Raw genomic sequence first — 13610 nt, 5'->3', positions numbered from 1 at the left:
CCCCGAACTCATCGCCGACCGGTCAGTAGACGGTGTAGCCCCCGTCGATGACCACCACCGAACCGGTCATGAACGCGGACGCGTCCGACGCCATGTACACGATGGTCGGTGCGATCTCCTCCGGCAGCGCGTACCGCTGCATCGGAGCGTCCTCGATCCAGTGCCGACGGAACCGGGGTTCGTCCACGGGTGCCATCTCGGTCTTGACGTAGCCCGGCGCGATCGCATTGACCCGGATGCCGTACGGCGCCCACTCGGCGGCCAGAGACTTGGTCAGCTGATGCACCGCCGCCTTCGACGCGTTGTACGACGGTTGCCACTGCGGGCGGTTGACGATGAGCGAGCTGATCGAGCCGACGTTGAGGATGTTCCCTCCGCCGTGGTCCTTCATGTGGGCGCCGGCCCGCTGACTGAGCCGCCACAGCGACCGGGTGTTCACGTCGAAGACGAGATCCCATTCCTCGTCGGTGATCTCGAGTGCGGGCTTGTGCAGGGCCAGCCCCGCGTTGTTGAGCAGGAGGTCGAGCCCGCCGAGTCGTTCCACCGCGCCGGAGATGGCCTCGTCCGGGCCGTCGGGCGCGGTGACGTCGACCTCGAACGCCTGCACGCGCAGCCCATCCTCGGCCAGGGCGTCGACGGCGGCGGCGTTGCGGTCGGCATCGCGGGACACGAAGACGACGTCGGCGCCGGCCTCGGCCAGGCCTCGCACGAATGCCAGCCCCAGGCCTCGGTTGCCGCCGGTCACCAGGGCCCGCTTGCCGGTCAGCGAGAAGGCGTCGAGCACTGTCATGGAGTGTCCTTCGTTACGTGGGTGCAGAGCGCCGGATCAGTCGCTGCCGCTGAATCTTCGGGTGGTCAGCCCATTGAGGAGTGCGGACAGGATGAGCACCACGCCCAGCGCCAGCAACTGGAACTGCGTGCCCGTGTTGCCCTCGAAGTAGAGGATGATGCCGGCGTTCAGCCACACGATCAGCAAGGTGGCCAGCAGGACGCCCGCCAACCGGCCGACGCCACCGGTGATCGCGACCCCGCCCAGCACGGCGATGGTGATGGCGGGAAGTGCGAGGCCGTTGCCGGCGGTGCCGGCATCGGGCCGGGCCGAGGCGAACTCCGCGGTGATGTACACCGCGACGAGACCCGACAGCACCCCGGAGATGACGTATGCCCGCATCCGGGTGCCCGGGACGTCCACCCCCGCCCACCGCGCCGCGACGTCGTTGGTGCCGACCGCGTACAGCCGGCGCCCGAACGTGCCGCGGTCCAACGCGAGCCACAGGATGAGGAGGACCGGCGCGAAGAACGTGAACACCCCGAGGGGGACGTCGGGGATGTAGTCGCCGATGATCGGGACGCGCACCGAACCGGTCAGCGAGTAGAGATCCTGGATCTCGGCACTGTTGATCGGCTTCTGGTCGTTGATGACCAGCGCGATCGACCGGTACGCGTAGTAGGTCGCGAGGGTGGCGATGAGCGCCGGAAACCCGATGCGCGCCACCAGGAAGCCGTTGATGGCGCCCAGCACGCCGCCGACGACGACCGCCAGCAGGACGGCCGCCAGCAGCGGCCAGCCCCATGAGCCGTAGGCGAAGCCGAAGATCATGCCGACCAGGGAGACCATCGCACCGACGGACAGATCGATGCCGCCGCGACCGGACACGATGACGACGAGTTCGGCGAAGGCCAGCAGCGCCAACGGAACCGCGTCGATGAGCGTGGCCGACATGTAGTCGAAGTCGTAGTCGCCGTTGAGATAGCCGTTCGTACTCAGGTACATCAGCCACGCGACGACGATGACGATGAGGACGCCGAGCAGCACGATGCGCTGGGTCAGCACCGCCTCGACGACACGGTCGATCCGGCGGCGGCCGGCCGACCGCTCGGCGGCGGGTGCGGCGGCGTCGACACTCACGGGTTCCTCCTCGCGCGGCGTCGGAGGAGGTCGGTGCCCACGGCCACCACGATGAAGATCCCGACGAACAGGTCCGATAGTTGCGACGGCCAACCCAGTTGGGTGACGCCCGACTTCACCGTCTGGACGAGCAGGGCCCCGAGCACGGTGCCCAGCACCGACCCGCGGCCGCCCATGATGGACGTGCCGCCGATGACGACCGCGGCGATCACGGCCAGTTCCTGGCCGGAGCCCACCGACTGGTCGAGGTTGGAGGTGCCCTTGGCGAGGGTGAAGACCGACGCGAGACCGACCAGCAGTCCGGTGATCACGTAGGCGATCAGGATGCGTCGCTGCACCCGGATCCCGGCGAGTCGGGCGGCGACCGGATCCCCACCGACGGCGAAGAAGTGGCGGCCACCGGCCGTGTGCCGCAGATACCACCAGGCCGCGGCGGCGAGGATCACCATGATCGCGAAGCTGTGCGGTATCGACGCCGTCCGGCCGTCGACGCCACGACCGAACCACGCCAGCGTGTTCGGCATCCCGCTGATCGGTTGGGAGTTGAAGATCTGCAGGCCCACGAAGAGGAAGACGTTCCACGTGCCGAAGGTGATGATGATCGCGTGCACGCGGCCGTAGGCGATCAGCGTGCCGTTGACGAGCCCGAGGACCGCACCGGTGGCGAGTGCGACGGCGAGGCAGGCCCACATCGGTAGCGCCTGATCGCGCATCAGCTTCGCGGTCACGACCGAGCACACCATGATGGCGCCGCCCACGGAGACGTCGATGCCGCCGGTGATGATGACGAAGGTCATGCCGATGCCGATCAGCGCGACCGGGGCCACCTCGACGAGCAGCGGGATGATCGACGCCGCGCTGAGGAACGCAGGTGTCGCCGCGGCCAAGCCGATCCATAGGACGACCAGGACGGCGACCAGGACGATCTCGGCAGGCGTGACCGGGGAGGGGAGTACGCGCTGCCTCGTCCGCGGCGTCGCGTCGGTGTCGGTGTTGGCGCTCATGCGGTGGCCGACCCCTCCTGGTCGCCGGCGGCGGCGGCGAGGATGTCGGCCTGCCGGGCGTCGGGGCCGAACTCCGCGGCGATGGTGCCCGCGCGGACGACGAGCAGTCGGTCGGTGATGCGCTGGGCCTCCTGCAGATCGGACGTGGCGACCAGGACGGCGGTGCCGCTGTCGGCGAGGTCGGTGATGATGCGGTGGATCTCCTCCTTGGCGCCGATGTCCACGCCCTGAGTGGGTTCGGCCAGGAGCAGCAGCGCGGGCCGTTCGACGAGTTGGCGTGCCAGCATGACCTTTTGGGCGTTGCCACCGGAGAGGTTGCCCACGTGCTGGTTCTCGTCGGTCGCACGGACCGCCAGCCGCTTCATCAGATCCCTGACCACCGAGCGCTCCCGGCGCCGGTCGACGAACGCCCGCCCGCGGGAGAGCCGGGCGAGGTGGCCGATGGAGACGTTGAAGGCGATCGACTGGAAGGAGAACATGCCCTCGGTCTTGCGGTTGGCCGGGAGCAGTGCGATGCCCGCGTCGGCGGCCTCCCGCGGTGACCGCGGTGCGACCGCGCGGCCCTCCACGACGATTTCGCCGCCGCTGGTCTTCGCCAGGCCGTGGATGCACTCCGCGATCTCGGCGACGCCGGATCCGACGAGTCCGTAGAGGCCCAGGATCTCGCCGGCCCGCAACCGGAGGCTCACGTCGTGGAACGAACCCGAGCGCGAGAGCGACTTCAGCTCCAGCACCGGCTCTCCCGGCGGCGTGGACCGCGGGCCCGAGTGCTCCGAGAGTGCTTCGCCCACCATGAGTTCGGCCATGCGACGGACGGTCATGTCCTCCATCGGATGGGTGCCGATGGTGCTGCCGTCACGCATGACCGTGACCTCGTCGGCGATCTTCACGACCTCGTCGAGGCGGTGGGAGATGTACACGATTGCCACGCCGTCGTCGGCGAGCCTGCGGATGATCCCGAACAGGACGTCGATCTCCGCGTCGGTGAGTATGGCCGACGGCTCGTCGAGGATGAGCACCCCGGCCTCGCCCGCGAGTGCCTTGGCGATCGACACCTGCTGCTGGGTGGCCACCGAGAGGTCGCCCACCGTGGCCGTCGTGAGCTTCGCGGGTAGGTCGAGCGCCGCCAGGAGGTCGGCGACCCGGGCGTTCTGGGCCGCCCAGTCCACCCGCCCACCCTTGACGATCTCGCGTCCCATGAACACGTTCTCGGCGACGGTGAGTTCGGCGAACAGTTGCGGCTCCTGGTACACCGTCGCGATGCCCAGTCCGATCGCGTCGACGGTCGACGAGATCGTCACGGGCGCACCCTCGTAGGTGACCGTGCCCGCGTCGGGCGTGGTGGCGCCGGAGATGATCTTGATCAGCGTGGACTTGCCCGCGCCGTTCTCTCCCACCAGCGCATGAACGCGGCCCGCATGGATCTCGACGTCGGCGTGCCGGATCGCCTTGACCGCTCCGTAGTTCTTGACCACGCCGCTCAGCGTCAGCCTCGGCTGCGCCATGGTGCCCTCACCCGGTGACGGCACCGATCAGTAGTTGAACTGGTCGACGTTCTCGGTGGTGATCAGCAGCGGATCACCGAGCACCAGGGTCTTGCTCGCCTCTTCCCACTTGACGTCGGGCATCGCATCGCTGACCTTGTTGGTCGCCTCGAACGGCTTCCCCTGTGCCACTTGCTGACCGGCCCATGCCGTCAGGTAGCCGAGGTTCTGCACGTTCCACAGGATGGAGCCCGACGAGGAACCGTCCTCGAGGTACGGCTTCATCGACTTGGGCGTGCCGATTCCGACGGAGAACACCTGGCCGATCTTGCCCGCGTCCTTGACGGCCTGCGCGACGCCGACAGCGGAGGTCGTGCACTGCCCGAGCAGACCCGTCAGGTCGGGGTGCGCGCTCATCAGGTCGGTGGCCATCTGCGTTCCCTTGGCCTGGTCCTCGCCGGAGTAGACGACGTCGACCAGCTCGGCCTCGGGGTACTTCGACGACACGTAGGCCTTCTCCGCGGCGATCCAGGAGTTCAGGTTCTCGGCCGTCTCACCGCAGGACACGATGGCCCACTTGCCCTTTCCGCCCATCGCCTTCATCAGCGTCTCCGCGGTGGTGTTGCCGATGCCCTCGGCGGTGGCCTGATTGATGAACGCCTCGCGGACCGAGTTCGGCGCGTCGGTGTCGGCCGTCATGACCTTGATGCCCGCGTCCTGCGCCTGCTTCATCAGCGGCGCCATCGAGTCGGGATCGTTGGGTGCGACGACGAGGACGTCGACCTTCTGCTGGATGAAGGAGCGGACGATCTGCGCCTGGGCGGCGGCATCGGCCGACGTGGGGCCCTGGTAGAGCCATTCGACGTCGCCGAGTTCACCGGCTGCCTGCTTCGCACCGGTGTCCATTGCCTCGAAGTAGGGCGAGCCCTGGAGTTTCGGCACGAAGGCGACCTTGACCGCGCCGCCCGAATCCTGTGCGGCGCTACTCCCCCCGGACGCCGGAGGTGCTGCCGAGTCCTTCTTGGTGCACCCACCGGTGACCATGGCGAGCGCGAGGACCACGCTGATCGCACCGACGACACGCTGAGAAGCCACCACGAGATCTCCTTCGACGACATGGGCGGAACACCGCGACGACGTCCCGTCGATGCCGCCCGCGAGCACCTGGCACGGACCCGTCGCAGGCGCGGCGGGTCCGGCTGGTCCGTTTCACATGTCGAACCAGCCACCGAGTGATGAAACACACACTAAGCAGGCCGCTGTGACCTTGTCAATGATCGGAGCCGTCGTCCGCGCGACGTGTCGGGTGGACCACGTCGTCCACGTGGAGCGCGAAAGTAACCGTGCGAGCGAGGTATTCGGCGACGAGTTCGCCGCCCCGTGGCCGGTCCGTCGGTTATCGTGACACGGATGACCGACCCAGCGGTCGGGGCGCAATCGTCCCGTGCGCCCGTCAGCCGCGGACGCGTTCCCGCGCTGTCGCGTGCGGCGACGGTGCTCCGGGTCGCCGGCGACGTGGCACGGCCACTCGCCCTCGCCGAACTCGCCGACATCACCGGCTACCCCAAGAGCAGTGTGATGGGCATCTGCCATGCGCTCACCGCCGAGAACCTCCTGTCCCGCGGCGTGGACGGTACCTACGTACTCGGACCCCGCGCCTACGAGCTGGGTTCCACCGCGAGGGCCGAGTACTGGCCGATCGGGGAGATCGGTTTCAGCTATCCGCTCGGCGAGGCCTTCTTCCGGGCCGAGATCGACGCCCTGCACGAGGAGGCCGACCGCCTCGGCGCGCGGCTGCACGTCCACACCGCCGGGGAGGACAAGTCGGAGCAGTCTCGTCGCATCGTCGAGTTCGTCGACGATGCAATGGATCTCATCCTGATCGAGCCCGTCGCCACCAACGGTCTCGAGGAGGCCTGCGCTCGCGCTCGCGCCGCGAGGATTCCGGTGGTCGCCATGGGGTCGGCGGTCAGCGGCGCCGACGCGGTGGTGGCGACGGACAACACCAAGGCAGGCACCCTGGCCGGTGGTGCCCTGGCTCGAGCCCTCGGCGGGCGCGGCCGCGTGGCCGTGGTCGGCGGGATACCCATCACGGCCAATTCCGACCGGATCGCCGGTTGCCTCGCCGCGCTGTCCCGGTACCCCGGCCTCGAGGTCGCCGTCACCAGCTATGGCGAGTTGGACGCCCCGTCCGGGCGGCGGGCCGCCGAGGAGGTCCTCCGAAGCCACCCCGACGTCGACGGGTTCTTCGCGAGCAACGATCAGATCGCCATCGGCATCTCGCGCGTCCTCCGCGAGCGGGGTCTCGCCGTCCCCATCGTCGGCGTCGACGGCGCGCGAGGGGCCGTCGACGAGATCCGCGCCGGTGGACCGATCATCGCCACCGCGACGCAGGATCCCCGGGCCCTCGCGCAGACGGCGATGGAGATCGGTGCGGCGCTGCACCGCGGCGCCTCCGTCACGCGGTCGTCGGTGTACCTGTCCCCGCGGCTGATCGACGTGGACAACGCCTCGGACTACGAACCATGGGGGTAGACGGCCCGCGCAGCCCCGCCGTGCATCGCGGCGCGCGGCTGCTCGACGCGATCTCCTCGGGCGCCGCCGGCACGCCCGCCGAACTCAGCGCCACGCTCGGCATGCCCAAGAGTTCCGTGTCGGACCTGCTCGACACCCTCGAGGACGTCGGGTTCGTGGCCCGCGGTCCGGACGGTGCCCTCCGGCCGGGCGCGGGCTGGCCCGGCCTGTCCGATCCCGACGCGGTGGTGCACCGCGTCTTCCGGGCCTGTGCCACACCCGAACTCGACGGGCACACCGTCTCACTGGTCCGGTTGTTCGGCAACCGGGTGGTCTTCGTGGACGTCCACCCGGGCAGGGAGCCCCTGCCGCTGACCCCACGACCCGGGCAGCGCGCCGATGCCGCGGCATGCGCGGGCGCCGCCGCCATCCTGTCCGCGATGTCGCCTTCCGAGGCGAGTGCGTCGGTACGCGCCGCGGCCACCCACCTCGGGCTGACCGACGACGAGGTACGAGCGACCCTCGACCTGCGGCGCCCCCGTCGCACGCGGATCCACCGGTCGCAGTCCGCGGTCCTCGGCCGGCAGCTCGCCTGTGCCGTCACGGACACCCGACTCGCGGTGACCCTGCACGTCCCGGATCACCTCGGCGAGCCCGTCGCCCGCCGGGCCGGCGCCGCCCTGTACGCGGCCGCGGTCCACTACTGAGCGTCGGCGCCGTCCGCGCTGCGCGCCACGTCGGTCTCGTCATCGGCCTCGTCGCCGCGGGCGGCGTCGTCGTGCTCCTCGGGCGGCGGCTGCTCCCCCGCGCGATCGCCCACCTGCTCGCCGTAGTACCGGATGATCACCGCCACCGCGGCCGCGACCGGCACCGCGAGGAAGGCGCCGATCACCCCGAAGGTGGACGCGCCGAGTGTCACCGCCAGCAGGACGATCACCGCGTGCAACTTCATCGACTTCGCCTGGAGCCACGGTTGCAGCACGTTCCCCTCCAACTGCTGCACCGCCAGGATGATGCCGAGGACGATCAGCGCGTTCACCGGTCCGTTGGCGACCAGTGCGATCAGGACGGCGAGGCCACCCGCGACGAATGCGCCGACGATGGGCACGAAACCACCGATGAAGGTGAGGATTGCGAGGGCGTAGGCCAGCGGCACCCCGAGGACGACCAGCCCGATCCCGATCAGTACCGCGTCGACGAGGCTGACCAGCGCCTGGGTTCGAATGAACCCGCCGAGGGTCGACCACACGCGCGACAGGATCTCCGCGAGGTGGGGGGCCGCGGGCATGCCGACGACGCGACGAAGCCACGGTACGAAGCGGGGACCGTCCTTCAGGAGGAAGAACGTGACCACCACCGCGGTGAACAGGGTGACCAGGGCGGACGTCGCCGCACCGACGCCGGTGAACAGACCCGCCGCGATCTGGGCGCCACTCGAGTTGAGCTGGTCGTTGATGGCGGTGACCGCCGAGTTGAGTTGCGCGTCATTGATGTTCAGCGGCGGGCCACCCAGCCAGTCCCTGACCTTCACGACGCCCGCGGTGGCCTGCTCGGCCAGTTCCGTGGCCTGCTCGACGATCGCCGGCGCCACGGCGGCGAACAGGCCGGCGACCACGGCCACGGCGAGCAGCAGGACGACCAGGACCGCCACCGCGGGTGCCACACCCTTGCGCAGCAGCCACCCGACCGGCGGCCACAGCACCGTGCAGATGATGACCGCCAGCACCACGGGGAGAACGACGACCCAGGTCTTGCCCACCACCCAGGCGAGGATCCACAGGCCGGCGGCCACCGCGACGAACTGCACGGCGACGGTCGCGGTCGATCGGAGGTGTGCCTGATAGATCGAACCGCGGGTGGGGGCAACCATGACGTCATCCTCCACGACGACCTCCCGTACATCCGTCGGGAGCGCCCCGCGGTGCTAGCGTCAGCGCGCATGAACCCGTGGCAGCAACCGGATCCGAATGCTGGTCCACCGCAAGCCGGTCCACCGCAACCCGGTCCGCCACGTCAGTCGTATCCCGCACCCCCGCCTCCTCATCAGCCGTATCCGTTCCCGCAGCAATACCCGCAGTACCCCGGACCGCAGCAGCACTACCCCGGGCAGCCTCACCAGTACCCCGGTCCGTCCCACCAGTACCCCGGTCCGTCCCACCAGTACCCCGGTCCGCCGCAGCACTACCCCGGCTACCCGCCGTATCCACCTCCGCCCGCCTCGTCGGGCGCCGCGGTCACTGCGATCGTGCTGTGCTTCGTCATCGCACTGCTGCAGGGCTTCGCCGTCATCGGCTACCTCGCCGTCGCCTCCGAACTGGCGGAGTCGGGCAACGCCATCGCGGCGTGGGTCCCGACCTTTCTCGCGGTCATGGGCATCGCGCGCCTCGTGGTCGCGGTGGCACTGGTCGTCGGCGCGGCGTTGCTGATCCGGCGTTCGCCGACGGGCCGTTCGGTGGCCGCCGGGGCGGCACTCGCGATGGTGCTCCTGCAGTTGGTCGAGTACGGGGTGCGCGCGAGCGCCCTGCCGACCTCGGGAGCGAACCCCTTCAGCACGCTGAGCAGCGTCATCCTGCCGATCGTGCTCGTCATCGTCGTCCTGACCGGCTCCACCCGCCGGTGGCTCGACGGTGGCGCCAACCGTCGACGGGACGACCCGCTCAGTCGTAGATGACGGCGAGGCCCTGGCGCCGAAGGTGGTCCAGGGTCTCGTGCATGGTCGCGAGTTCGTCCACCGAGTGGCCGTCCCAGTCCTCGAGTTCGCCCACGATGCGCACCGGCTCGCGGGTGCGGAACGAACGGGTCGGATTGCCCGGCATCTTCTTGTCCGTCACGTTGGGATCGTCCTCGACCTCACCCAGCGGTTCCACGACGTAGATCCGGCCCCGCCCCTCGCCCCTGGCCATCTCGGCCCCCCACGCGGCGGCGTCGAGCGTCTGGGTCACGTAGACGTGGTTCATGATCCGCCCCTCCTCGAAGTTCGAGGGGCGGCCCGGCACCAGCAGATCGCCGACCGAGAGGTCGGCTTTGGTCCCGTGGAGAAACGCACCCGACGGGTGCACTTCGAATGGCGTCGGCATGGTCGCTACCCCGTTTCGCGTCGTCGGCCGGACGATTGTGCAGCAGGAAGACGGTCTTGCGGCAAGCCCCCACTCCCGCCGTAAGATGAGAGTGGGAGGACGTTCCCGGAGCCTTCGTCCCGATGCGATTCGCGTCCCCGACCGCGAAAGACGTTGGCGGACCGGACTTTCGGAGCGTCCATCGGGGGTCCAACCGGTTCCGTGGTCCCCCGGCTGTAGCGTGGCGATCGTGACCTCACCCCGTATGTCCTCCTCCGTGGCCATGCTGGCCTGCGCCGCGTCTCTCGTCCTGACGGTCGCCGCGTGCGGTTCGGACGACCAGTCGGCGGCGACGAGTTCGTCGTCCCCCGTCTCCGACGTGTTCACCCCGCCCAACCTCACGGAGACCGCGACCGAAGCTGCGGGCTGCCCGACCGCGGCGCCCGCACCGGGCGGAAAGCCCGAGTGGACGTTGTCCGGTGGGACGGGATCGGTCGCCGTCACCGGATCGACGGACGACACCGCACCGCTCGTGACGGTGACCCCCCCGTTCAGCGTCACCGAGACGCAGGTGCACACCCTCAAGGCGGGTGACGGGCCGGTCGTCGCGGACACCGCGACGGTGCAGGTCTGCTACATGGGCGTCAACGGCCGCGACGGCACGGTCTTCGACAGCAGCTACGAGCGCGGAGCGCCTGCGGAGTTCCCCCTGACCGGCGTCGTGCCCGGCTTCCAGAAGGCCATCGCCGGACAGAAGATCGGGTCGACCGTGGCGGTCGCCATGACTCCGGCGGACGGCTACCCGGAGGGCCAGCCCGCGGCAGGCATCGAGAAGGGCGACTCGCTCGTGTTCGCGATCAAGGTCCTCAACGCCACGACCTGACCCGCGGGGCTCGCCGACCTACTTCGCCGTGTTGCGGCACCGGGTCGAGCAGTAGACGACCTGGTCCCACTGTCCCCGTGAACGCCACTTCTTCCGGTTCGCGAACGGACGCCCGCACGTGATGCACGTCTTCACCTCGGCGTCCTTCGGCATCCCGCCATCATGCCCGACGCCGGGTGTAGCGTAGTGCTACAACGTGTAGCAGAGTGCTACGAAGGAGGTGGATCGTGTCCAGTCCGACCGATCGCGTCACCCGGGTCGCCGCGGACCTCGTCGAAAGCGCCACGGTGGAGGGTGCGCGACAGAGCCGCTCGGCCAAGCAGCAGCTCGACCACTGGGCACGCGTGGGTCGTGCCGTGTCCAGTCACCAGACCGCCTCGCGGCGCCGCGTCGAGGCGGCACTCGCCGGCACCCTCAAACTGACGGCGCTGGACGACGACGAGGGCATCGTGTTCGGTGCGGAGATCACCGCTGCGATCGAGGAGCGTCTCGCGACGACGAACTACGGCGACGTCCTCGCCGCCAGGGGCATCACCATGGTTGCGCTCGACGACGACGGACGGATCGTCGAGTACTGGCCCGACGGCAGCTCGTCGGTGGTCGACACCGGCGCGTGAGCGCCGCCGACACCACCGACGCCGTGTTTCCGCCGTGACGCGGCTCGACCTCGTCGTCGGCCCCAACGGTGCGGGCAAGTCGACGTTCGTCGCGCTGACGCTCGCTCCCCTGCTCCCCCGCAGCGTCTTCGTCAACGCCGACGAGATCGCGCGGCAGCGGTGGCCCGCCGACCCCATGGCGCACGCGTACGACGCGGCGCGGGTCGCCGCGCAGACCCGTGCCAAGCTGATCGAACTGGGCACGCCGTTCATCGCCGAGACCGTCTTCTCCCACCCCTCGAAGCTCGAGCTGGTGCGCACCGCCCAGGCGTCCGGCTGCACCGTCGCACTGCACGTCGTCCTCATCCCCGAGGACCTCGCCGTCGAACGCGTCCGACGCCGGGTCCTGCACGGCGGCCACGACGTTCCCGAGGAGAAGGTCCGGCAGCGACACCGACGGCTCGCGACGCTGGTCGCCGCCGCGTCGGCCATGGCCGACACCGCGACCGTCTACGACAACTCCCGGCGCAGCGGCCCGCTCATCGTGGCCCAGCTGACCGCAGGAATGGTCGTCGGCTCACCGACCTGGCCGGACTGGGCGCCTGCACCGCTGCGGGACCGGTGGCCCTGAGGCGTCCGCCTGGATTGCCGCGCGCCACGGGCGGGTAATCGGCGCGCGTCCGTGACGTCGTCGTACGTGGGAAGGCCTGCAATGACACAGTCCGAGAGTCGGCCGTCGGAACCCGTCGACGACCACGAGGACGCCCCCGGCCAACTCACCGGCGCCGCCGTGATCGTCGCGCTCGTGTCGGCCACCTCGGGCCTGCTCTACGGCTACGACACCGGCATCATCTCCGGTGCCCTCCTGCAGATCACCGAGGACTTCGGCATCGCCGAGGCCTGGAAGCAGGTCATCGCGGGCAGCATCCTGCTCGGCGCCGTCATCGGGGCCCTCGTGTGCAGCTACCTGTCCGACCGGCGTGGCCGCAAGGGGACGCTGATCCTGCTGGCGGTGGTCTTCGTGGTCGGTGCACTGTGGTGCGCGCTCGCACCCAACCCGGTGCTCCTGTCCCTCGGGCGGCTGGTGCTCGGCTTCGCGGTCGGTGGCGCGACGCAGACGGCACCGATGTACGTCGCGGAACTCGCGCCGCCCAAGTACCGCGGTCGGCTGGTGCTCTGCTTCCAGATCGCGATCGGCGTGGGCATCGTCATCGCGACCATCGTCGGCGCCAGCGAGGTGATCCCGTGGCGGTGGTCGATCGGCGCCGCGGCCGTGCCCGCCGCGATCATGCTGGTGCTGTTGCTCCGACTGCCGGAGAGCCCGCGTTGGCTCGTCAAGTACGGCGACCGGGACGACGCCCGCAGCGTGCTGGAACGGGTACGCCCATCGGGCTACGACGTGGACCGGGAGCTGGACGAGACCGCGGAGTTGGCACGCGTCGAGCGCACGTCGTCGACTCGCGGCTGGTCCGGTCTGCGGGAGGCGTGGGTGCGCCCCGCACTGATCCTCGGCTGCGGCATCGCGATCTTCACTCAGCTCAGCGGCATCGAGATGATCATCTACTATTCGCCAACCATATTGACCGACAACGGTTTCGACACCTCCGTCGCCCTCCAGGTCTCGGTGGCGCTCGGCGTCGCGTACCTCGTCGCCCAGCTCGTCGGACTGTCGATCATCGACAGGGTGGGCCGGCGCCGCCTGACGCTGATCATGATCCCGGGCGCCGCGGTCAGCCTGTTCGTCCTCGGTCTGCTCTTCGTCACCGGCAACAGCGGCCGCGAATCCATGCCGTACGTCATCGCCTGCCTCGTCGTGTTCATGCTGTTCAACGCGGGCGGTCTGCAGCTGATGGGCTGGCTCACCGGGTCGGAGACCTACCCGCTGGCCGTGCGGCCGGCCGGCACGGCGGTGCAATCGGCGACGCTGTGGGCGACGAACCTGTTCATCACCCTGACCCTGCTCTCGCTGATCACTGCGATCGGAGTAGGACCGTCGATGTGGCTGTACGCGGCCTTCAACGTCGCCGCCTGGATATTCGTGTACTTCCGCATGCCCGACCTCACCGGCCGCAGCCTCGAGGAGATCGAGGGCAAGCTCGCCGATGGCAAGTTCCGGCCCGCCGACTTCGCACGCACGTCGCCGCCGAGTGCGGCGGTCACGTAA

Annotated in this window: 15 protein-coding genes; 7 read left to right on the top strand and 8 right to left on the bottom strand. The window is 69.6% G+C overall.

Annotated features, from left to right (window positions below):
• Window positions 1-22 precede the first annotated feature (22 nt).
• The 5 genes from G6N64_RS21695 to G6N64_RS21675 are packed head-to-tail and all read right to left on the bottom strand — an operon-like array spanning window position 23 to window position 5492.
• A complete protein-coding gene (locus tag G6N64_RS21695; RefSeq protein WP_163799650.1) occupies window positions 23-790 on the bottom strand; it encodes an SDR family NAD(P)-dependent oxidoreductase in 768 nt (255 codons plus the stop codon).
• A gap of 36 nt (window positions 791-826) precedes the next feature.
• Entirely contained in the window at window positions 827-1909 is a 1083-nt protein-coding gene (locus tag G6N64_RS21690) for an ABC transporter permease (RefSeq protein ID WP_197748300.1), read from the bottom strand.
• Complete coding sequence (locus G6N64_RS21685) at window positions 1906-2913, bottom strand: ABC transporter permease (protein ID WP_163799649.1); 1008 nt, start codon at window positions 2911-2913, stop codon at window positions 1906-1908. Before G6N64_RS21685 ends, G6N64_RS21690 begins: the two co-directional genes overlap by 4 nt.
• On the bottom strand, window positions 2910-4442 hold the full coding sequence (locus G6N64_RS21680; RefSeq protein WP_197748299.1) for a sugar ABC transporter ATP-binding protein: 1533 nt from the start codon (window positions 4440-4442) through the stop codon (window positions 2910-2912). The genes G6N64_RS21685 and G6N64_RS21680 overlap by 4 nt, the downstream gene beginning before the upstream one ends.
• 3 nt (window positions 4443-4445) lie before the next feature.
• Window positions 4446-5492 carry an autoinducer 2 ABC transporter substrate-binding protein gene (locus G6N64_RS21675; RefSeq protein ID WP_197748298.1) on the bottom strand — a complete coding sequence of 349 codons (1047 nt, stop codon included), beginning with the start codon at window positions 5490-5492 and terminating at the stop codon, window positions 4446-4448.
• A 315-nt stretch (window positions 5493-5807) separates the two neighbouring features.
• Here G6N64_RS21675 and G6N64_RS21670 point away from each other — a divergent pair, with 315 nt between their 5' ends.
• Window positions 5808-6932: a substrate-binding domain-containing protein gene (locus G6N64_RS21670; RefSeq protein WP_163799646.1), complete on the top strand. Its 1125-nt coding sequence runs from the start codon at window positions 5808-5810 to the stop codon at window positions 6930-6932.
• Window positions 6923-7618 (top strand): helix-turn-helix domain-containing protein, encoded by a 696-nt coding sequence (locus tag G6N64_RS21665; RefSeq protein WP_163799645.1) that lies wholly within the window; start codon window positions 6923-6925, stop codon window positions 7616-7618. The genes G6N64_RS21670 and G6N64_RS21665 overlap by 10 nt, the downstream gene beginning before the upstream one ends.
• Here the strand turns inward: G6N64_RS21665 and G6N64_RS21660 are convergent.
• Entirely contained in the window at window positions 7612-8781 is a 1170-nt protein-coding gene (locus G6N64_RS21660; protein ID WP_163799643.1) for an AI-2E family transporter, read from the bottom strand. The genes G6N64_RS21665 and G6N64_RS21660 overlap by 7 nt on opposite strands.
• A 69-nt stretch (window positions 8782-8850) precedes the next feature.
• On the opposite strand from G6N64_RS21660, the gene G6N64_RS21655 reads away from it, so the two are divergent.
• Entirely contained in the window at window positions 8851-9582 is a 732-nt protein-coding gene (locus G6N64_RS21655; RefSeq protein ID WP_163799641.1) for a hypothetical protein, read from the top strand.
• On the opposite strand, the gene arr is transcribed toward G6N64_RS21655, so the two are convergent.
• Window positions 9569-9988: an NAD(+)--rifampin ADP-ribosyltransferase gene (arr, locus tag G6N64_RS21650; RefSeq protein WP_163799639.1), complete on the bottom strand. Its 420-nt coding sequence runs from the start codon at window positions 9986-9988 to the stop codon at window positions 9569-9571. The two genes, G6N64_RS21655 and arr, sit on opposite strands and share 14 nt — an antisense overlap.
• 244 nt (window positions 9989-10232) lie before the next feature.
• Here arr and G6N64_RS21645 point away from each other — a divergent pair, with 244 nt between their 5' ends.
• Window positions 10233-10850, top strand: coding sequence for an FKBP-type peptidyl-prolyl cis-trans isomerase (locus G6N64_RS21645; protein ID WP_163802003.1), 618 nt, complete (start codon window positions 10233-10235; stop codon window positions 10848-10850).
• Between the two features lie 18 nt (window positions 10851-10868).
• Here G6N64_RS21645 and G6N64_RS21640 read toward each other — a convergent pair whose 3' ends face one another.
• On the bottom strand, window positions 10869-11003 hold the full coding sequence (locus G6N64_RS21640) for a DUF2256 domain-containing protein (RefSeq protein ID WP_163799637.1): 135 nt from the start codon (window positions 11001-11003) through the stop codon (window positions 10869-10871).
• A 74-nt stretch (window positions 11004-11077) separates the two neighbouring features.
• Between G6N64_RS21640 and G6N64_RS21635 the strand changes: the two genes are divergently transcribed.
• The 3 genes from G6N64_RS21635 to G6N64_RS21625 all read left to right on the top strand — a co-directional run bounded on the left by G6N64_RS21635 (window position 11078) and on the right by G6N64_RS21625 (window position 13610).
• Complete coding sequence (locus G6N64_RS21635; RefSeq protein ID WP_163799635.1) at window positions 11078-11467, top strand: TA system antitoxin ParD family protein; 390 nt, start codon at window positions 11078-11080, stop codon at window positions 11465-11467.
• A 34-nt stretch (window positions 11468-11501) separates the two neighbouring features.
• Entirely contained in the window at window positions 11502-12077 is a 576-nt protein-coding gene (locus G6N64_RS21630) for an ATPase (protein WP_163799633.1), read from the top strand.
• Between the two features lie 81 nt (window positions 12078-12158).
• Window positions 12159-13610 carry a sugar porter family MFS transporter gene (locus tag G6N64_RS21625; RefSeq protein WP_163799632.1) on the top strand — a complete coding sequence of 484 codons (1452 nt, stop codon included), beginning with the start codon at window positions 12159-12161 and terminating at the stop codon, window positions 13608-13610.

Source organism: Mycolicibacterium sediminis (assembly GCF_010731735.1).
Lineage (GTDB): Bacteria > Actinomycetota > Actinomycetes > Mycobacteriales > Mycobacteriaceae > Mycobacterium > Mycobacterium sediminis.
Note: the sequence above shows the minus strand (reverse complement) of the source record. Positions and strands in the feature narration are given on the sequence as shown.

Bases quoted from the DNA above. Each gene is read 5' to 3' on its own strand.
- G6N64_RS21695 (WP_163799650.1), bottom strand. From the start codon at position 790: ATGACAGTGCTCGACGCCTTCTCGCTGACCGGCAAGCGGGCCCTGGTG.
- G6N64_RS21645 (WP_163802003.1), top strand. From the start codon at position 10,233: ATGTCCTCCTCCGTGGCCATGCTGGCCTGCGCCGCGTCTCTCGTCCTG.
- G6N64_RS21665 (WP_163799645.1), top strand. From the start codon at position 6,923: ATGGGGGTAGACGGCCCGCGCAGCCCCGCCGTGCATCGCGGCGCGCGG.
- G6N64_RS21670 (WP_163799646.1), top strand. From the start codon at position 5,808: ATGACCGACCCAGCGGTCGGGGCGCAATCGTCCCGTGCGCCCGTCAGC.
- G6N64_RS21625 (WP_163799632.1), top strand. From the start codon at position 12,159: ATGACACAGTCCGAGAGTCGGCCGTCGGAACCCGTCGACGACCACGAG.
- G6N64_RS21660 (WP_163799643.1), bottom strand. From the start codon at position 8,781: ATGGTTGCCCCCACCCGCGGTTCGATCTATCAGGCACACCTCCGATCG.
- G6N64_RS21685 (WP_163799649.1), bottom strand. From the start codon at position 2,913: ATGAGCGCCAACACCGACACCGACGCGACGCCGCGGACGAGGCAGCGC.
- G6N64_RS21640 (WP_163799637.1), bottom strand. From the start codon at position 11,003: ATGCCGAAGGACGCCGAGGTGAAGACGTGCATCACGTGCGGGCGTCCG.
- G6N64_RS21655 (WP_163799641.1), top strand. From the start codon at position 8,851: ATGAACCCGTGGCAGCAACCGGATCCGAATGCTGGTCCACCGCAAGCC.
- arr (WP_163799639.1), bottom strand. From the start codon at position 9,988: ATGCCGACGCCATTCGAAGTGCACCCGTCGGGTGCGTTTCTCCACGGG.